Source organism: Enterococcus sp. DIV1537a (assembly GCF_051712085.1).
Taxonomy (GTDB): Bacteria; Bacillota; Bacilli; order Lactobacillales; family Enterococcaceae; genus Enterococcus; species Enterococcus faecalis.
Genome location: NZ_JBIOOE010000001.1, coordinates 539,156 through 559,839, shown reverse-complemented (window position 1 = coordinate 559,839; position 20,684 = coordinate 539,156). Strand labels below are relative to the sequence as shown.

General features: G+C 37.1%; 16 protein-coding genes. 3 read left to right on the top strand and 13 right to left on the bottom strand.

Annotated features, from left to right (window positions below):
* Positions 1-67: 67 nt before the first annotated feature.
* Entirely contained in the window at positions 68-661 is a 594-nt protein-coding gene (gene clpP / locus IGJ41_RS02855; protein WP_002355633.1) for an ATP-dependent Clp endopeptidase proteolytic subunit ClpP, read from the top strand.
* Between the two features lie 44 nt (positions 662-705).
* On the opposite strand, the gene IGJ41_RS02850 is transcribed toward clpP, so the two are convergent.
* The 8 genes from IGJ41_RS02850 to uvrB all read right to left on the bottom strand — a co-directional run bounded on the left by IGJ41_RS02850 (position 706) and on the right by uvrB (position 11,411).
* The gene (locus IGJ41_RS02850) at positions 706-1,224 is read right to left on the bottom strand and encodes a DsbA family protein (RefSeq protein ID WP_002361283.1); all 519 of its coding nucleotides are present in this window, start codon (positions 1,222-1,224) and stop codon (positions 706-708) included.
* A gap of 113 nt (positions 1,225-1,337) precedes the next feature.
* Complete coding sequence (locus tag IGJ41_RS02845; protein ID WP_002370765.1) at positions 1,338-2,261, bottom strand: DUF7916 family protein; 924 nt, start codon at positions 2,259-2,261, stop codon at positions 1,338-1,340.
* 232 nt (positions 2,262-2,493) lie between these two features.
* Complete coding sequence (whiA, locus tag IGJ41_RS02840) at positions 2,494-3,429, bottom strand: DNA-binding protein WhiA (protein WP_002358736.1); 936 nt, start codon at positions 3,427-3,429, stop codon at positions 2,494-2,496.
* 33 nt (positions 3,430-3,462) lie between these two features.
* The gene (locus IGJ41_RS02835; RefSeq protein ID WP_002355627.1) at positions 3,463-4,458 is read right to left on the bottom strand and encodes a gluconeogenesis factor YvcK family protein; all 996 of its coding nucleotides are present in this window, start codon (positions 4,456-4,458) and stop codon (positions 3,463-3,465) included.
* Complete coding sequence (rapZ, locus tag IGJ41_RS02830; protein ID WP_438713842.1) at positions 4,458-5,345, bottom strand: RNase adapter RapZ; 888 nt, start codon at positions 5,343-5,345, stop codon at positions 4,458-4,460. The genes IGJ41_RS02835 and rapZ overlap by 1 nt, the downstream gene beginning before the upstream one ends.
* Positions 5,346-5,510: 165 nt before the next feature.
* Positions 5,511-6,305, bottom strand: a complete 795-nt coding sequence (locus IGJ41_RS02825; RefSeq protein ID WP_153854079.1) for a YusW family protein — start codon at positions 6,303-6,305, stop codon at positions 5,511-5,513.
* A gap of 171 nt (positions 6,306-6,476) precedes the next feature.
* A complete protein-coding gene (gene uvrA, locus IGJ41_RS02820; RefSeq protein WP_138818519.1) occupies positions 6,477-9,296 on the bottom strand; it encodes an excinuclease ABC subunit UvrA in 2,820 nt (939 codons plus the stop codon).
* Between the two features lie 117 nt (positions 9,297-9,413).
* Complete coding sequence (gene uvrB, locus IGJ41_RS02815) at positions 9,414-11,411, bottom strand: excinuclease ABC subunit UvrB (protein ID WP_002355618.1); 1,998 nt, start codon at positions 11,409-11,411, stop codon at positions 9,414-9,416.
* A 278-nt stretch (positions 11,412-11,689) separates the two neighbouring features.
* Here uvrB and IGJ41_RS02810 point away from each other — a divergent pair, with 278 nt between their 5' ends.
* Positions 11,690-13,858, top strand: coding sequence for an amino acid ABC transporter substrate-binding protein/permease (locus tag IGJ41_RS02810; protein WP_002355617.1), 2,169 nt, complete (start codon positions 11,690-11,692; stop codon positions 13,856-13,858).
* Position 13,859: 1 nt separating this feature from the next.
* The gene (locus IGJ41_RS02805) at positions 13,860-14,597 is read left to right on the top strand and encodes an amino acid ABC transporter ATP-binding protein (RefSeq protein WP_002355616.1); all 738 of its coding nucleotides are present in this window, start codon (positions 13,860-13,862) and stop codon (positions 14,595-14,597) included.
* A 47-nt stretch (positions 14,598-14,644) separates the two neighbouring features.
* Here IGJ41_RS02805 and IGJ41_RS02800 read toward each other — a convergent pair whose 3' ends face one another.
* The 5 genes from IGJ41_RS02800 to IGJ41_RS02780 all read right to left on the bottom strand — a co-directional run bounded on the left by IGJ41_RS02800 (position 14,645) and on the right by IGJ41_RS02780 (position 20,611).
* Complete coding sequence (locus tag IGJ41_RS02800; protein WP_438713839.1) at positions 14,645-15,364, bottom strand: MgtC/SapB family protein; 720 nt, start codon at positions 15,362-15,364, stop codon at positions 14,645-14,647.
* A gap of 35 nt (positions 15,365-15,399) precedes the next feature.
* Positions 15,400-17,304, bottom strand: a complete 1,905-nt coding sequence (locus tag IGJ41_RS02795; protein WP_016627491.1) for a heavy metal translocating P-type ATPase — start codon at positions 17,302-17,304, stop codon at positions 15,400-15,402.
* Between the two features lie 109 nt (positions 17,305-17,413).
* A complete protein-coding gene (locus tag IGJ41_RS02790; protein ID WP_438713836.1) occupies positions 17,414-18,862 on the bottom strand; it encodes a helix-turn-helix domain-containing protein in 1,449 nt (482 codons plus the stop codon).
* A 3-nt stretch (positions 18,863-18,865) separates the two neighbouring features.
* Positions 18,866-19,315: a hypothetical protein gene (locus IGJ41_RS02785; RefSeq protein ID WP_002381257.1), complete on the bottom strand. Its 450-nt coding sequence runs from the start codon at positions 19,313-19,315 to the stop codon at positions 18,866-18,868.
* Positions 19,316-19,516: 201 nt separating this feature from the next.
* Positions 19,517-20,611, bottom strand: a complete 1,095-nt coding sequence (locus tag IGJ41_RS02780) for a DUF916 and DUF3324 domain-containing protein (RefSeq protein ID WP_014524959.1) — start codon at positions 20,609-20,611, stop codon at positions 19,517-19,519.
* Positions 20,612-20,684 lie beyond the last annotated feature (73 nt).

Here is a 20,684-nt window from a genome sequence, read left to right as displayed (position 1 = left end):
CATAGGCATTCAAAGTGCTTTGTGATAGAATGACTTTAAAAGTTTCTTTATATAGGAGGATTTACTTATGAATTTAATTCCAACAGTTATTGAACAATCATCTCGCGGTGAACGTGCTTATGACATTTACTCTCGTTTATTAAAAGACCGCATCATTATGCTAAGCGGCCCTATCGATGATAATGTGGCAAACTCAGTGATTGCACAGTTATTATTCTTAGATGCCCAAGATTCAGAAAAAGACATTTACTTGTACATTAACTCTCCTGGTGGCAGCGTTTCTGCAGGTTTAGCGATTTTCGATACCATGAATTTCGTTAAAGCGGATGTCCAAACGATCGTATTAGGAATGGCGGCTTCAATGGGTAGCTTCTTATTAACAGCTGGTCAAAAAGGCAAACGTTTCGCTTTACCAAATGCGGAAATCATGATTCACCAACCACTTGGTGGCGCTCAAGGGCAAGCAACAGAAATTGAAATTGCTGCTCGTCACATTTTAGACACTCGTCAACGTTTAAATTCAATTTTAGCTGAACGAACTGGCCAACCAATTGAAGTGATTGAACGTGATACCGATCGTGATAACTATATGACTGCCGAACAAGCAAAAGAATATGGTTTAATCGATGAAGTAATGGAAAATAGTAGCGCCTTAAATTAAAAATAAAAAAATGGAAACAGCGACAGTCGCTGTTTCCATTTTTTTTATTTTTCAATGTATCCACGTAATTCTTCTTCAGTGACACTTTCGTCAAAGATATGCTCACCAATGATGATCGTTGGTACAAATTGAATGTGCGCCGCATTGGCTTCAGCAATCACTGCGGAAACAAGCGTTGCATCTTTTTGTTCTTTTAAGCCCAGATTTTTTTCAGCATACGTCGCTACTTCTTCTAAGGTTAAGTTTCCCCATTCATCTTGCGTAGCAAACATTTTATGCAATGCTGACAGTGCTTGTTCAGGCGCTGAATAGTCAATGTAGTGATGCATCACATTGCCGCGTTGTAAACTTTCTTTTTCTTTATCAAACAACTTAATGATACGTTCAACTTTACCACTTTTGACAGATTGTGCTAACAGTTCCTCAGACTCTTCAAACCATTTTCTGCAATAAGGACAGCGAACATTGATAAATTCTATCATTTTGACAGGGGCATTGCTCTCACCAATGTGAAGCCCTGTTTCTGTGTTAACTTTTGTTGCATCAATTACTGAAATATCCATAAAAAAACCTCATCCTTTCAAACCTTTATTTCTCTTTTAGTATACCGTTTTTCAATAAAAAAATCATAAGACACGAATTCAAATTTTCTGAATTCGTGTCTCTGTTCACTTTTTTAACGATTAATCGAACGAGCCATTCTAGCAACAGTATGTCTTTTCCCACGTATCGCATCAGAAAGCTCTTTAATATTTTCAATACCAACTAAGCCCATATTGGCATCGCCAATATGTTGAATATCTACGCCTAAAATTTTATTTCTAATGCCGATTGCTTGGATAACTTCAGGTTGAGCACTTTCTTGTGAAGTTCCAATGGCACTCATAACTAATTTTCCTTTTGAATGTGCAAAATCCACGACTTCTTTGACTTGTTGATCAGTGATGCCCCAAACCGTGCCGACTGCTGGGACTAAGACAATATCAGCACCCGCTTCAATAAATTGTTCAGCTGATTTTAAACTGACCACTGGTTCATCTACGCCTGAACTGTGCATTTTTCCGGCAATAATGATGCCGTCAAAATGTTTTTTGGCTAAGGCCACGTTCTTAGCAATCAAGTCGTTGGTCACGCCAGTTCCTGGATTACCTGTCAATAAGATAAAATCCAAACCCAGTTCATTGGCTTTTTTGAAAGTAGCTGCCGATGCTTTTCTACCTGGTTCAATCGAAACTCTCGTTGAAGCTAAGTCTAAATTTTCATCAACAGGTTCGACATTCATGCCAATCGGTAAACCGACTAGTTCTTTCAAACGATGAACAACCTCATCATTAGGGACACATGTTTCCGCAGTATATTGCCCTTCATAAGCGGCTACTACAATCGGTTGATTAACATCGAAAACATTCAATAAAATCATGTCTGCGCCATATGCTTTTGACATTTCCGCACAAGTGATATCACCTGCTACGGATGGATGAACTACCACATTTTCCGATAAAATTACGCGCCCTTCGCTCGCTTTAATACTCTGAAACAGCTCTTCTTTTGACATCCGTTTGATTTCTGATGCATTTGCACTAATTAATCGTTGAACCATTTTGACCCCTCCAATAGTTTTTAATGTTTTAGTTAAAAACAGCAATAAGTAATCGCTTGCATTTTATTACATGCAACATTCGTGCCAACGTCGTTTCTTTAAAACACAGGACAACACTACATTTCAGCGCTACACACTTTTTGCACACTTTAATTTTTTTACACGCTTAAAGAAAAAGTGAAGGATAGCACTTCAAACGGAAATGTTATTCTTCACTTCTGGAGTAGAAAAATTACGCACTTTTTTCTCGTAATTTTTCTGCAAATTCATTAATTTTTCGAATACGATGATTAATACCTGACTTAGAAATAGCTCCTGAAGGAATCATTTCCCCTAGTTCTTTGAGACTAACTTCCGGATACTCTAACCGTAATTCTGCGATTTCCTGAAGTTTCTCCGGTAATGACGTCAGCCCTACTGTACTTTCAATAAATTGAATATTTTCAATTTGTTTTGAAGCCGCATCAATGGTTTTATTTAAATTCGCTGTTTCGCAATTTACTAAACGATTTACTGAATTCCGCATATCACGGACAATCCGGACATCTTCAAATTTCAACATAGAGTTAGTGGCACCAATTAATGTTAAAAAGTCGGCAATTTTTTCAGCACCTTTTAAATAACAAATATACCCATTTCGGCGTCCCAATGTTCGAGCGTTTAAGTCATAGTAATTCAACATTTTACAAATATCATTATTGTGTTCTTCATAAATTGAAAAAATTTCTAAATGATAGCGACTTGTTTCCGGATTATTAACTGAGCCAGAAGCCATAAAGGCCCCGCGTAAATAGGAACGCATTTTTTGCGCGTTACCCATGATTTCATTTGACACATTGCCATTAAAAACGACCCCATCCATAATATCCAAATCAGCTAGAATTTTTTGTGTATCTTGTTTTAGACGCACAATGTAAACATTATTTTTCTTTAGTTTCATTTTTTTACGAACTAATAATTCTGCTTGTGCATGGTAATGATCTTTCAGCAATGAATACATTCGACGAGCAATTGCAGCATTTTCCGTTTGTACATTCAAGACAAACTGTTGATTAACTAAGCTAAGTGAGCCGTTCATCCGAATTAATGCTGCTAATTCTGCTTTCGCGTGTTCTCGATGGACTTCTAAACCAGTTAACTCTTTTTTAACATCCGAGGCAAAAGACATCTAAGCTCCTCCTCTCTTGATTCTTTTGATTAATTAATATTTCGTTCCAAATACGATACGGAAAAGTTCTTCAACAACTTTTTCCCCATCATGAAAAACTCCGCCATCTCTTAATTCTAAAAAGTCTGTCGAAATGACTCGGCATCCTTCTTCACGTAATCCTTGAAAATCATGCTTTACTTGAACCAAATATTCATCATAAATTTCAGGATCCATGTAATTTTCTGGTACTTTTTCTGTGTTAACCAGCACTGTATCAACAAACTGCGCTTGTAGATGCTCGTTTAAGACACGAACATGATCGGCATCCGTAAAATGTTCCGTTTCCCCTTTTTGGGTCATGATGTTACAAATATAGACTACTTCCGCTGCCGTTTGTTTGATGGCTTCACCAATTTCTGTAATAACTAAATTAGGTAAAATACTTGTAAAAAGACTCCCTGGTCCTAACACGACCATGTCTGCTTCTTCAATTGCTTTGACGACTTTGCGCGCAGCTCTTGGCTGTTCTTCTCCGTGTGTATTTGTCACAAACACATGGTCAATCGTCTTGCGATCCAGTGCAATTTTTGATTCTCCCACCGCCACTGAGCCATCTTTAAATACGGCATGTAACGTTAATGGCCGTTCTGATGATGGATAAATCCGTCCATCAACATGCATCATTTTTGAAAGCAATTGAATCGCTTCATACGTACTTCCTCTCATTTCCGAGACAGCAGCAATGATTAAATTACCGATTGCATGATTGGCAAAATGACTATCTGATTTATCAAAACGATATTGAAAAATATCTTCATATAATTGTGGCATATCTGACAATGCCACTAAAACATTTCTTAAATCTCCCGGAGGTGTCATGTTATTAATAGAGGAACGAAGCTCGCCACTACTACCGCCATCATCAGCGACCGTTACGACGGCAGTAATATCAACACTTTGATTTCTTAAACTTTTTAAAATTACTGGCAAGCCTGTTCCACCACCAACAACCACGATCTTCGGTTTACGAATTCGATAGGTTTTCATTAAGAGCGATTAACCGTTTCTTTTCTTTTTAAGCGGTCGCGGTGGGTAATATTTACATGGTAATCTTCCTCTTTTAATTCAGCGCCAACACGTTCTGTCAATGCAACAGAGCGATGTTGTCCGCCAGTACAGCCAATTGCAATGGTGACGCTACTTTTACCTTCTTTTTTATATCCAGGTAAGACTGTTCGCAGTAAATCGATAAATTTTGTATAAAATTCATCTGTTTCTGGGAAGGCCATCACATAATCATAAACAGGTTGATCCATTCCAGTTAACGGCCGTAGTTCATCAATATAATGGGGGTTAGGTAAAAAGCGAACATCCATAACGATATCTGCATCAATCGGCAAGCCATATTTAAAGCCGAAGGACACCATTTCCACTCGAAATTCGTGTGTCTCTCTCGTTGCTAGTTCTTTATTCAAACGTTCCCGCAATTGACGAGGGGACAAGTCCGTAGTGTCAATGACCAACTGAGCATCCGCCTTGATTTCTTCCAGCATTGCACGTTCTTTACGAATACCTTCTGTCACTAAACCATCCATCGCCATTGGATGCGCACGGCGTGTCTCTTTATAACGAGAAACCAACTCTTCATCGGTGGCATCTAAAAATAAAATCGTTGTATCAATAAAATTAGTATTTTCAAGTTCGACTAACATATCCTGAATTTCTCTAAAGAAGGTCCGTGAACGTAAATCGATCACTAACGCAATCTTGGTAACTTTTCCAGATTCTTTAATTAATTCCCAAAATTTTGGGATTAAGCTTGGTGGTAAATTGTCGATACAGAAATAGCCCATGTCTTCAAAGCTTTGAACAGCGACTGTTTTTCCAGCGCCACTCATTCCTGTAATAATAACCAGTTGTAAATTTTCTGGCATATTCAACACTCCCTTCACTTGCATCACTATATTATAACACCCCGGGCGTATCAAAGAAAGCTTTTCAATCATTCTTATAAAGATTTCTATTCTTTCATAGAAAAACAGCATTGACATTTTTGTCAATGCTGTTTTAATTGCTGAATTATACTATATAACTCTGTGTTATTTTAATACAAACTCAATTTCTGTTTTATCAGTAAAATTAGCTTCAAACTCAAATTGTTTTACTTGTTCATTCACGGCTAACTTTTTCGTAATGTGTTCTTTAATTTGTTCATTTGTAGCTGTTTTGATTGACAATCCATCTAAAAGAGTCATGATTTTGTCTTGTGCTGCCTTACCTTCTAATTCTAAATTAGCAGATTCATCTTCATACGTTGCTTCAATTGTTCCGTTCGATTTTATTTCATAGGTGAACTCAATTTCATTTTCGTCGTATTCAATTTCTACGTCAATCTCTTGAAGACTGGCAACAGTTGGTGTCGGTGTGGTTAGTTCATTGTCTGCTGTTTCATGGTCCCCACCAACTTCAGGAGTTACGGTTTCCCACTTAAAGGTGCCAATTTTAGCTGTTGCTAGATAGGGATTATTAATGGTAACGACTTTCAATTGAAGGTCTGAATGGTTGGCGATATCTGTTAAAATCCCCAGAGCCTGATATGTATTTTGTGTAAAACGTGTCGCAATATTTTGCGCATCAATTGTGGAATAGCCTAATGTTTCCCAGGTGATTTGTTGCTTTAATTCCTGATGAACGGCTTGTACTGTCGCCGGCTCCAATTGAATGCCCGTTGCTTCTTTTAAGTCTTTCTTGGTAAAGCTCATTACTTTTTCATGGTCTGATTGTGAAATTAAAGTCGCTGCTTCCATTGTGTTACTATGTACAAAAGGTGTGATTCCGATAGCTAAGACCATTCCTGCTGTTAATAAACTTGTTGTTATTTTTTTGTTTTTCATTTAAGACTTCCCTTCGTGTTCATTGTTATTTTGTTAACAAACATAGTATATCTTTTAATTACACATTAAGTCAACATTTATTTTTAATTTTCATTAAAATTTTTTTGTTATTTTATAATAAAAGAACCTTGTTTCCCATAAAAACAAGGTTCTTTATCTAATCATTAATGTTTATTTCAGAACACGTTTTAAATAATATCCTGTGTAACTGTCTTTGACTTTAGCAACTTCTTCTGGTGTTCCTGTCGCCACGATCGTCCCACCACCGTCGCCACCTTCTGGCCCTAGATCAATCACATGATCCGCAGATTTGATGACATCCAAGTTATGTTCAATCACTAAAACGGTATTGCCCGCTTCCACTAAACGCTCTAATACTAGAAGCAACCGCGCAATATCATCGGTATGCAAGCCTGTTGTTGGTTCATCCAGAATATAAAAGTTTTTCCCATTAGAATTTTTATGAAGTTCACTCGCTAGCTTCATCCGCTGTGCTTCCCCACCAGATAAAGTAGTTGCTGGCTGCCCCAATGTCACATAGCCTAAGCCTACATCCACAATTGTTTGCAATTTACGATGAATTTTAGGGATATGTTTGAAAAATTCTACGGCATCTTCCACCGTCATATCTAAAATATCAGAAATGTTTTTGCCTTTATAATGAACTTCTAACGTCTCAGAATTATAACGTTTGCCATGACAAACTTCGCAAGGCACATAGACATCAGGTAAAAAGTGCATTTCAATTTTGATGATACCATCCCCGCGACAAGCTTCACAACGGCCACCTTTGACGTTAAAACTAAAGCGGCCTTTTTTATAGCCACGAACCTTGGCTTCATTTGTTTGGGCAAACAAATCGCGAATGTCATCAAAAACACTAGTATAAGTCGCTGGATTACTTCTTGGTGTTCGACCAATTGGACTTTGGTCAATGTCAACAATCTTTTCAATGGCTTCATAACCAGTGATACTTTTGTGTTTCCCAGGTTTATTGGAATTACGATTTAATTTTTGGGCCAGAGCTTTTTTCAAAATTTGATTGACTAAAGTACTTTTCCCTGAACCTGAAACGCCTGTGACAGCAACAAATTCACCCAGCGGAAATTCAACACTGACATTTTTTAAATTATTTTCACTGGCACCAGTGACTTTGATCGTTTTGCCATTACCTTTGCGACGTTCTTTTGGTACAGGAATCACTTTTTTCCCAGAAAGATATTGCCCGGTCAATGAATGCGGATTTTTAGCAACCTCTTCCGGCGTACCAGCGGCTACAATTTCACCGCCCAGATGTCCAGCGCCAGGTCCCACATCAATCAAGTAATCCGAAGCCATCATTGTATCTTCATCATGTTCCACCACAATTAATGTATTGCCTAAGTCCCGCATTTTTTTCAATGAGTCAATCAAGCGGTCGTTATCTCGTTGATGCAAACCAATTGATGGTTCATCTAAAATGTAAAGGACGCCTGATAAGTTTGATCCAATTTGTGTTGCTAAGCGAATTCTTTGTGCTTCTCCGCCAGAAAGTGTGCCGGCAGCTCGACTTAAGGTTAAGTAATCTAACCCGACATTTTTTAAGAAGGTTAACCGATCTTCGACTTCTTTTAAAATTGGCCGAGCAATCGTTGTTTCTTGTTCAGATAAAGACACACCTTCAAAAAATTGGACCGCATTTTTTATTGCTAATTCACTGACTTCACCAATGTGCGTGCCATTGATTTTTACAGCTAAAGCTTGCGGATTCAAACGATACCCTTGACAGCTTCGACAAGTCAATTCTGTCATGTATAACCGCATTTGATCTCGTGTAAAATCGCTATTTGTTTCATGATAACGTCGTTTAATATTTTTTAAAATCCCTTCAAATGGTACTTCCACATCACGAACACCACCAAAGTCATTTTCATAATGAAAATGAAAGTTTTTCTCGCCAGAACCATTTAAAATAATTTCTTGTTGGTCTGCAGGTAATTCTTCAAACGGCGTATCCATATCAATCCCAAAACTGGTGGCTGCTTGTTCCAACATTTGTGGATAATATTGAGAACTAATAGGGTTCCACGGAACAATGGCTCCTTCTCTCAAGGTTTTAGTGGGATCTGGAATCACTAAGTCTTTGTCCACTTCTAATTTAACACCTAAACCATCACAATCGGGACAAGCGCCAAATGGTGCATTAAATGAAAACAAGCGCGGTTCCAATTCACCGACTGTGAACCCACAATAAGGACAAGCATAATGTTCACTAAACAACATCTCTTCTTGACCAATCACATCAACAATTGCGTAACCTTCAGCTAAACGCAAAGCCGCTTCAAACGAATCAAACAAGCGAGAGCGAATACCTTCTTTCACAACGATACGGTCAATCACAATCGCAATATCATGTTTTTTATTTTTTTCAAGTTCTGGTGCCTCACTAACATCATAGGTTTCACCATCCACCCGCATTCTGACATACCCTTCACGTTGGATCATTTCAAACACTTTTTTATGTTGGCCTTTTTTCTTGACCACAACAGGCGCCAAAATTTGAATTTTTGTTCGCTCTGGTAGCTCTAAGACTTTATCAACCATCTGTTCAACAGACTGACTGGTAATTTCAATATGATCGTTAGGACAAATTGGATGACCTACCCGAGCAAATAACAATCGTAAATAATCATTGATTTCCGTGACCGTCCCCACCGTTGAGCGCGGGTTTTTACTTGTCGTCTTTTGGTCAATTGAAATAGCTGGACTTAAACCATCGATGCTGTCAACATCTGGTTTATCCATCTGTCCCAAAAATTGTCGCGCATAAGCAGAGAGACTCTCTACATAACGTCGTTGCCCTTCTGCGTATAGCGTATCAAACGCTAATGAACTTTTGCCAGAACCAGATAGTCCAGTTACAACAACCATTTTGTCACGAGGAATCGTGACATCAATATTTTTTAAGTTATGGGCGCGTGCACCATGAATCACAATTTTATCATTTGCCATATATGTTCTCCTTTTACTAAATCTCTTACGTCAAATCATTTCAAGTCATTCTATAGAGAAAAGATTAGTAAAAGATACGATGGTTCATCGTATCTTTTACTTAATCCGTTGGTTGACTTATTTGGCAGCTTTCAATTCAAGAATGGTATCTCGTAATGTGGCTGCAGTTTCGAAGTCTAATGCTTTGGCCGCATCCTTCATTTCTCTTTCAAGTTTCATTAATAAATCAGCTTTTTCTTGTCTTGATAAATCTTCATATGATTTATCCAATTGAACCACTGTTTCATCTTTATCAGCTGTTTTGGAAATAGAAATCAAATCACGAATTTCTTTAATAATTGTTTTTGGTTCAATGCCATGTTCTTCATTATATGCTTCTTGGATTGCCCGACGTCGTGCCGTTTCATCCATAGCTCGTTGCATCGAATCGGTGATTTTATCTGCATACATAATGACTTTTCCTTCAGCGTTCCGGGCAGCCCGTCCCATCGTTTGCACTAATGAGCGTTCACTACGTAAGAAGCCTTCTTTATCCGCATCTAGAATCGCAATTAAGGAAACTTCTGGCACATCGATTCCTTCACGTAATAAGTTAATACCAATTAGAATATCAAATTCGCCTAATCGTAAATCGCGAATAATCTCCGTTCTTTCCAGTGTTTTTATATCACTATGCAAATATTTAACTTTTAAGCCTAATTCTTTGAAATAGTCGGTTAAATCTTCGGCCATTTTCTTCGTTAAGGTTGTGACAAACACTCGCTGATCTTTTTCGATCCGTTCATGAATTTCGCCCACCAAGTCATCAATTTGACCCATAATTGGGCGGATTTCTACTTCTGGATCTAGTAAACCTGTTGGTCGAATGATTTGTTGAACAACCGTCTCTGTTTGTTCCATTTCATAAGGGCCTGGTGTTGCCGATACATAAACAATTTGGTTTACATGTTGTTCAAATTCTTCTAAACGAAGCGGTCGGTTATCAAGTGCACTTGGTAAACGGAAACCATAGTCCACTAACATTTGTTTCCGTGCTCGGTCGCCATTATACATTCCTCTAATTTGCGGCATTGTTACATGAGACTCATCGATTACAAGTAAGAAGTCATCTGGGAAAAAGTCCAACAGCGTATACGGCGGCTCTCCTTCTTGGCGACCGTCCATATGTCGAGAGTAATTCTCAATCCCTGACGTATAGCCCATCTCTCTCATCATCTCAATATCATAGTTAGTTCGCTGTTCCAAACGTTGGGCTTCCAATAATTTGTTTTCACTGCGAAGCACTTTCAAACGTGCCTCTAATTCTTCTTGGATCTGCGATATGGCGTGTTCCATATGTTCTTCGTTCGTCACGAAGTGTGTTGCCGGAAAAATAGCGACATGCTCTGTTTCGCCGACAATTTCACCCGTTAACGCATCTACTTCACGAATTCGATCAATTTCGTCTCCGAAAAATTCAACACGTAGCGCATGCTCATCCCGTGAAGCTGGGAATATCTCAACCACATCACCGCGGACACGAAAACGCCCCCGTTGAAAATCAATATCATTTCGTTCGAATTGAATATCGACTAAGCTTTTTAGTAACTCATTACGATCCATTTCCATTCCCACACGTAATGAAACAACTTGTTGACTGTATTCCCGCGGATCCCCTAAACCAAAAATACAAGAAACTGATGCTACCACGATGACATCGTTTCGTTCCAATAAAGAACTTGTCGCTGAATGGCGTAGTTTATCAATTTCATCATTAATACTGGAATCTTTTTCAATATATGTATCACTTGAGGGTACATATGCTTCTGGTTGATAATAATCATAGTAACTGACAAAATACTCGACCGCATTATCTGGGAAAAATTCTTTAAATTCCCCGTATAATTGTCCAGCTAGTGTTTTATTATGTGCAATCACTAATGTTGGTTTGTTCACTTCTTGAATCACATTAGAGATTGTAAATGTTTTACCTGTTCCGGTCGCTCCAAGTAAAATTTGAGCTTTTTCTCCACCTTTGACACCGTCAACTAGTTCAGCAATAGCGGCTGGCTGATCTCCGGCAGGCTCATATTTAGAAGCCAAATGAAAGGTATTGGAAGTTTCTCTTTCGATCATTTATAACTCCCCCTCAAAGTGTCTAATTTCTCTTAAATTATCGGCCCATTCTGGCAGAATGTCCACTTATTAGTTTAACATACCGAACATATTTTCGCCACTTTTGCTGTTTCGGACTTCAACTGATCTTAATCTTTTGTTCTTAATTTTTATGTCACATTTTATAACATGCAATGTAAGGAAATTAGAGTTTTTTTCTCTTTTTAGCGTTCAAATACTTGTCAGCTTCCTATTTCTTACTATATAATTGTTCAATATGCAAAACTAGGAGGTATTTTATGAAAAGGAAACACTTTTTACTTTCTTTCTTTGTGATGATGGTAACTCTGCTAACATTCATTAGTGGCACTTCAGCACATGCAGAAGGAAAGAAATATACAATTGGAACGGATTTAACATTCGCCCCTTTTGAATTCCAAGACTCAAAAGGAAAATACATTGGTATTGACGTTGATTTATTAGATGCGATTGCCAAAGATCAAGGTTTTGAAGTGGATTTAAAACCATTAGGCTTCGATAGTGCAGTCCAAGCGATTCAATCTAAACAAATTGATGGCATGATTGCTGGAATGAGTATTACGGATGAGCGAAAAAAATCCTTTGATTTTTCAGATCCATACTTCGATAGCGGTTTACAATTAGCGGTTAAAAAAGGAAACGACAAAATTAAATCATATGATGATTTAAAAGGCAAAACGGTTGCGGCTAAAGTTGGAACTGAAAGTGCCAATTTCCTTGAAAAAAATAAAGAGAAATATGACTACACCATCAAAAATTTTGACGATGCAACGGGTCTTTATAAAGCCTTAGAAAACGGCGAAGCGGATGCAATCGTTGATGATTATCCTGTATTGGGCTACGCAGTGAAAAATGGCCAAAAATTACAATTAGTTGGCGATAAAGAAACAGGCAGTTCTTATGGTTTCGCAGTGAAAAAAGGTCAAAACCCTGAATTAATCAAAAAGTTCAACGCTGGTTTGAAAAATCTTAAAGACAATGGTACTTATGATAAAATTTTAAACAACTACTTAGCGACAGGTGATGAAACAAACACACAAGACGCTGGCGAACAGATGAAAAAAATCACTCCTAAAAAAGAGAAATATGTGATTGCTAGTGATTCTACGTTTGCTCCGTTTGAGTTTCAAAATGCCCAAGGCGATTATGTCGGAATTGATGTAGATTTAGTCAAACGTGCAGCTGAATTGCAAGGTTTTACTGTTGAATTTAAATTTATTGGTTTTAGTTCTGCTGTCCAAGCTGTTGAATCTGGTCAAGCAGATGGGATGGTTGCAGGCATGACGATTACGGATGATCGTAAAAAAGCCTTCGACTTCTCTGTTCCTTACTTTGATAGCGGCATTCAAATTGCGGTCAAAAAAGGCAATGACAAAATTAAATCGTATGATGATTTAAAAGGCAAAAAAGTCGGCGTAAAAATTGGTACTGAAAGTGCTGATTTCTTAGAAAAAAATAAAAAGAAATATGATTACTCAATTAAGTATTTAGACACAACTGATGCATTATACAGTGCATTAGAAATTGGCGAAGTTGATGCCATGATGGATGATTATCCTGTCATTGGCTACGGGGTTGCGCAAAATCAACCACTAGCGACACCAATTCCTCGTGAAAAAGGTGGTTCTTACGGTTTTGCTGTCAAAAAAGGGCAAAATCCTGAACTACTTGAAATGTTTAACGAAGGCTTAAAAGAAATGAAACGTACAGGTGAATACGATAAAATTATCGGCACTTACGTGAAAGATGGCAACGAAGCCAAAGAAGAAACAGCTGACGAATCTACGTTTGTTGGCTTCATGCAAAACAACTGGAAACAATTGTTACACGGTTTATGGATGACGATTCTATTAACGTTGATTTCCTTCGTACTTGCTTTAATTGTCGGCGTTATTTTCGGATTATTCAGCGTTTCACCAATCAAAGCATTACGTGTACTTTCAACCATTTATGTTGATTTAATTCGTGGAATTCCTTTAATGGTCTTAGCGTTCTTCATCTATTTCGGATTACCTGGTGTGCTTGGCTTTAATATCCCGGTCTTCATTGCTGGGATTATCACATTAACTTTAAATGCCAGTGCCTATATTTCTGAAATTGTGCGCGGCGGAATCAAAGCTGTTCCAGTTGGCCAAATGGAAGCTTCAAGAAGTTTAGGTCTTTCCTATAATCGGACAATGCAAAAAATTATTTTACCACAAGCGATTCGCATTATGATTCCTTCCTTCATTAACCAATTTGTTATTTCATTGAAAGATACAACTATCCTTTCAGCAATTGGCTTAATCGAACTACTACAAACAGGAAAAATTATTGTTGCTCGGACATTACAAAGTACAATGGTTTACTTCGTTATTGCGTTAATCTACTTAATTTTAATTACTAGTTTAACTAAATTAGCGAAAAACCTTGAAAAGAAGGTGAACTAATATGACTGAAAAAATCTTAGTTGAACATTTAGTAAAAAAATATGGTGACAACACGGTCTTAAACGACATTAATGTTTCTATTAACGAAGGCGACGTAGTCTGCGTCATCGGTCCTTCTGGTTCTGGTAAAAGTACTTTTTTACGTTGCTTGAATCAATTAGAAGAAGCTTCTAGCGGAGACATTATTATTGATGGTGCGAACTTGACAGATAAAAATACGGACATCAACCAAGTCCGTCAACATATCGGCATGGTTTTCCAACATTTCAATTTGTTTCCACATTTATCTATTTTAGAAAATATTGTTTTAGCACCAACCGATTTAGGTCGCTTGTCAAAAGACGAAGCGGAGAAAAAAGCGTTAGAACTTTTAGAACGTGTTGGATTGGCAGATAAAAAAGATGCCTATCCAGATTCTTTATCTGGTGGTCAAAAACAACGTGTCGCAATTGCACGTGCGTTAGCGATGAATCCTGATATTATGCTTTTCGATGAGCCAACATCAGCTCTTGATCCAGAAATGGTTGGCGATGTTCTTGGTGTAATGAAAGATTTAGCAAAACAAGGAATGACAATGGTCATAGTTACTCACGAAATGGGCTTTGCAAAAGAAGTGGCTAACCGAGTAATGTTCATTGATGGCGGTAACTTCCTAGAAGATGGTTCGCCAGAGCAAGTCTTTGAAAATCCTCAAAACCCTCGAACAAAAGATTTCTTAGATAAAGTATTAAATATTTAAACAAAAGCACTTGGCGCGCGCTAGCGCCCAAGTGCTTTATTTTATGGTTAAATTGTTTCCGTGACAGAGACAGATTGAACGTGCCCTTTTTCTTTCAAGAGATGGTGCAAGTTGGAATGCCAGAAATCTTCTTTGCCTACATAAGAAATCTTTGCTGTCACTGCCTCTTGTTCGGATTCCAAAGTCAATTCTACTAAGCGCTCCCCTTTTTCTAAAGAAACTTGAAGTTGTTCATGCAGTCGGCTTTCTTTAATCATAGGTTCCTTCATTTTTACGATAAGCTGCAATCGTTTTAAAGGAGTCTTTCGTTTAAAATGGGCCAGAGCTAATACTAGCAAAGTTGCCCCGAGATTGATAAATGCAATGGTTAAAAAGCCCATCCCAATGACTAAACCAATAATAGTAACATTCCACATCATTACTGCTGTCGTTAACCCAGAGACTTTCCTTTCTCTAAAAACGATAATCCCCGCACCGAGAAAGCCTACACCACTAATCACTTGGGCGCCATATCGTGTAATATCCATAGAAATAATGGACGCCAAGGCGCTATTTTGTTTCACCACATCGACTAAAATATCCACCGATTGAATCTGTAAAATGGAAATCGTACAAGAGGCCAAACATAAAATGGCATTACTACTGATACCGAAGCCTTTTCTTTTAATACTTCTTTCTAACCCAATCAAAGCTCCAAAAACCACGGCTAGAGCCATCCGAATGACAACGTCGGTGAGAGAAAGTTCAATCATTTTTAAAGAATTCATCGCTTTCTCTCCTTTCTTGCAAGTGACTATTTGACTTATTTTGTATTAACTAATAAACGCAAGCCATTAAAAATGACCACTAAGGTACTTCCTTCATGAATAAGTACGCTAAATGCGATATTCGCAATACCTAAAAAGTTCAAGATAATCAACGTTGCTACCACTAACATTGAAAAAATAATATTTTGCTGCACAATTTTATTCAAGCGTTTTGAGACACGATGAGCATAGCCTAATTTAGAAAGATCATTTTTCATCACTACCACGTCTGCAACATCGATAGCAATGTCTGTACCATCCCCCATTGCCACTCCGATATCAGCATTCACTAAAGCCGGTGCATCATTAATGCCATCACCAACCATCCCTGTCATTCCTACTTCGCGTTTTAATTGATCAACAATCGCTGATTTTTCCTCAGGCAAAACATTAGCATAAACTTGATCCACGCCTACTAAGCGGCCAACTGCTTCACCCGTAAGTTTTGCATCTCCTGTAATCATTGTTGTTTCAATATTCTGTGACTTGAAATAGTGAATGGCGTTCATTGCTTCTTCATTAGGAACATCCATCAATGCCACTAAACCAATCACTTGTTCATTTTCAGCAAAGTACACTACCGTTTTGCCTTCACTCGCTAATTTCGTTGTTTGCTTCTCAATGATTGTTGGCACTTGTTCGAAACTAGATGGTTTACCAATTCTAAAAGTTGTGTCTGCAATGGTCGTTACTAAACCCACCCCAACAATATTTTCTACTTCTAAATTTAAAGCCGTTGTTTCTACTTCAAAGCGATTAACAATCGCCGTCGCCAATGGATGATTGGATTTTTTCTCCATATTTGTTAAAACAGCTACTAATTCGTCTTGGCGATCTTCTAAGCCATCAACAAAAAGATAATCTGTTACCTCAGGTTTGCCTTTTGTTAGCGTGCCTGTTTTATCAAAAGCGAGTGCTTTCACTTCAGCTAAATTTGATAAGAATGAGCCACCTTTAAACAAAACGCCTTGTTTTGCTAAATTGGAAATTCCTGATAAAGTTGCCGGAACGGCACTCGCTGCTAGTGCACAAGGTGAGGCAGCAATTAAGAAGACCAAGCCTCTGTAAAAACTTTCAGCCCAAGTCAATTGGAAAAGCAATGCGCCACCTAAAACAATTAGTGGAAAAACTGCTAAAACTAGTGTGACATATTTCGGTTCAAATCGTTTAATTTTGCTTGCAATTTCTGATTGATTTTCTTGTGATTGGTTCACGAGCTGTACGATTTTTGCAAAAACTGTTTCTGAACTATCTTTCGTTACTTCAACAACAATTGTGCCTGAACCGTTCATGGTACTACCAAAAACTGGGTCCCCACTATTTTTTTCTTTGGGAATACTTTCCCCATTAATAGATGATTCATCCACAGCGGTACTTCCTTCAATCACGACGCCATCTGTCGGGATTTGCGCACCATTGAGGACTTGCACGCGGTCACCAATCTTCAATTGTTCAACTGACACAGTTTGAATTGAGCCGTCGTCTGTTATCAGGCGAGCTTCTGTTGGATTTAAATTTAATAGTTTTGTAATTTCACGTTGGCTTTTGCCTTGAGCATAATCTTCAAGGAAATGCGCCGCCGCAAAAATCAAAATCAACAATGCTGATTCTTCAAAACTTCCCATTAATGCTGAACCAACTGCAGCTAAGGTCATTAACAAATGAATATTAGGCGAAAACTTTCGATTGTTTTTCGTATCCCGATACGTATCTCCAAAGCCTTCCCCAATAATATGATAACCAGCTAAAATAGCAGCTAACGAGAAAAGAATATTTTTCACTAAGAGCATGTTCCCTAAAAATAAACCGATAAAGAAAAGAGCCAATCCTGTAAAAAAGAGAATAACTGGAACGTTTTTACCTTTTTCTTCATGTGTGTGTGCACCTGTTTGTTTTGACATTGTTATGCGCCTCCTTATCAATGTTTTTCTATTCATATGAATGTATATTCATATTATAAAACACTTGGGTGATTTTGTAAAGACTTAAACACAAAGACAAGCGATGATTCTATTCGATAGGATCACCGCTTGTCTTTGTCGATTCTTTTTGTTGTTGATATTTTTCTTCTTGAATAGTCAATAATGATTGCGTTAAATTGACCCAATCAATCGAACGAGGTGGATCCAGCCAAACCATAACTTTACTCTGTTCTTCTTGATACAAGTTATTTAAATTGGTAATCACCACATCTGGTAAGGTATCTGATAACGGGTCAATAATTTCTACATTTAAATTCACATAGACGGATAAATTTTTTTTGATGAATTGGTTATACTCTTTTCCATAAGAAAAATCCATTAGGACCTTGGCTGGCTCTGCAATTAAATGAACCGGAACATGATTAATTAGCAACAATAGATAGTTAAAAAACAAACAGTGATTGGCTTTCGCAATTTTTTTATGTTTTGCTGTTAACCAACGAATATATTCAATTAAATAAAAATAAAATTCCGGATATGTTTGCTTAAAAAACTGTAAATCCATTTCAAAATCGTCAAACATATTAATCGGAAAGTAAATAACATTGAAATGAATAATTGCTAACCCTTCTTCTAGAGTATTCCTTGTTGACTCCTCTAAACAATTAAATGCTTTTTCAAAACTTCCAATGAAAACACGAGTTAGGCTTTCAATCGTAGGATCTTCGTGAATGACATATTTTTTCTCTAGTTTGCCATGCAAATACAAGAAAAAAACAATCGTATACGTTAATGATTTTGAAGCCAATGCCCATGCCAATTGCGATTTTTTTATTAGTTCCTCTGAAAATGTATTCAGTGCACGCGTATCGATCCCTTCCACCGCACGTCCTTCGTTGTTAATCATAATAGCTAAATAATGGAAAAAATTGCGTCGCTCATAGGTGGTGAAAGTATAGTTTAACTCAACAGACTGTAATACACGTTTCGCTTCATTATAAACTTTTACCGAATATAGTTCGGAAATTGGTTGATTGGAAAGCGTGAACAATTTATACAAAAAAAATGAAATTGCTTTTTGATTGCCGACAATTTCCCGCTTACTAAAATAGATCTGATACTCCTTTAAGGCTTTTTTTAGCCGCTGTAAGGTACTATACGCCACAGAGGTGCTGACATGATTACATTCAGCAAACTTTGTCAAACTATAATTTCCTCTAAAGTAAGACAACACTAATTTAAAAGAGAGCGATTCTGTTAAGTATTTCGTGAGCAAAAGTTTACTTGAATAGTTTCCATCAATTTCAAGTGTAACATCTACATCAGAAACGACTAAAGTTAAGCTGTCGCTTAACTTTAGATTGTCAATATCTGCTTTTAATTTTTCTAATGTTTTTTTGACTAAAAAATTCGACATTGATAATTCTTCGCGAAGTGCAATAAAAGTACCTGATAGCGTGGGACTTTCTTCTAAATGCCTTAGCAAGGAATAACTTCGTTGATCTTCTTTATTTAAAAAAATTTCATAATTCATCATTTATCAGTTCTTTCTCCCATAAATAGCCGTTCCTACTAATTCCCGTATGAAATTCAAGTAAAAAGTGTTTTGCCCCTCCGTTCCAGCACCGCCTGTGCTATTTGGTACAATGGTGATATGGCTAGCATCAAATAATTCATCCGTGAAAAATACTTGATGCTGACTTTTCTTGGAAGAAGGCCTTTCTTCATTTGTTTTTGGATTATTGGTTGTCACTTCTTTTTTACTAACGTCTTCGCTACTTTCTTCCGCTTGCGTTTCGCTAGTAATAGTACTTTCATTTGTTTCTTCCATTTTTTCTGGTGTGCCAGTATTCTCAATCGGATAAATTTCTTCTGTTGGATTGGTCGGATTATAAATTGGATTCCGTTCTTCTGCTGCTTGCACATTGGTTACTTGAAAAAACGAGAGTAACAATGTACTCCATAATAGTAAATGTTTGTATTTATCCATTTTTCTCACATATATTGCCAAATACTTTAGCTACATAACAAAACAAAAAATATAACTAGTAAAGTGGTATCAGACGATATTTAACAATACTCCTTCTTATTATTTCTTTTTTTGAGTTAGGTTTGTTGAATAAACTGCATGTTTGATAAGTAAAAACAAACAAAAACGTTGCCGATGATCAAATCAAAAATTAACTACTCTTTATATTTCTCTTTCGTTTTGTTCCTGTTTCTTTTTTCGCCAAATCAACCAGGCAATGATTAAAATCACTATCAATAATAGTAGTAAGCCAATCAGCAAATATAAATTCGAATGATTTTCTTTTAAGGTGACATCTTTTTCATTTAATTCTTTGGCAACTTCACCATTAATTGTAAAGTCTTTTTCAAATTGCCATTGATTTCTAAAAGATATCGATTCATTGTTTATTGATTTTTTAAATGAGCCTGCAGCATCTTTATTCCCAACAACGGTCATAGACAAATGATAATCTCCTGGCTTAAGTGGTTGCCCTTTTAGCGCAATAGGAACAGAAAAATTGGTATTTGGTGCAATTTGCATGTTTGCTTTTTCTTCTTTATATAAAACTTCTTCATGCCCCTTTTTGGTAATCTCTACCGAAAAGGCAACTTGGTTAATATATGTTTTTTGATCATTTTGTAGATTGACTAAAATCACATTTCTAGCATTAATCTGTCCTGGTGAGACTTTTTTCAAAAGTAAATTCGGCTCAACCTTTTTTTTGTTTTGTTGCATCAATAATGCAACGACATACGAATATTCATTTTTAATGGATAACCCCTGACTCTTATCGTCTTGACGTTTGCCTTCATCCGACGTTTCTTCTTTAAAAGTGATACCACTAGCTAACACTCCATCAAAGGGTGTATTAGGCATTTTGACGTTAATAGAAACCGTTTGTTCACTTTTCGGTTTTAAACGAACTGAGCTAGGGTATTGAACGTAGTCTTTTATATCAAACGCTAAACTTTGATCTTTTTTCCCCTTATTTTCACCATACTCCACGATTACATTTGAATTGGTAATGGCACTATTGATGGAAATACCTACCTTTACTTCTTTATCTGTATCATTGCGCAAGTTCACTTTCAACTCAGTTTCTTCATTTGGTGCTAGTAATAAATCAAAGTAAGTTTTTTCTTTATCTACTTGTTTTTCTGATGGAATAGGCGTAACCGCAAAATTAAATTCACTGGCAAAACCATTGCTAGGTACTAACGCTAAAAGAATTAGTAGTATCGGAAAAAAAAGAAATCGTTGTTTTTTTCTGTTCAAATTATTTACTCCTTTTCTATATGTAGTGAATAGCAGGTAACTATGTTCCCCGCTATTCTTCTTTTTAAAACTC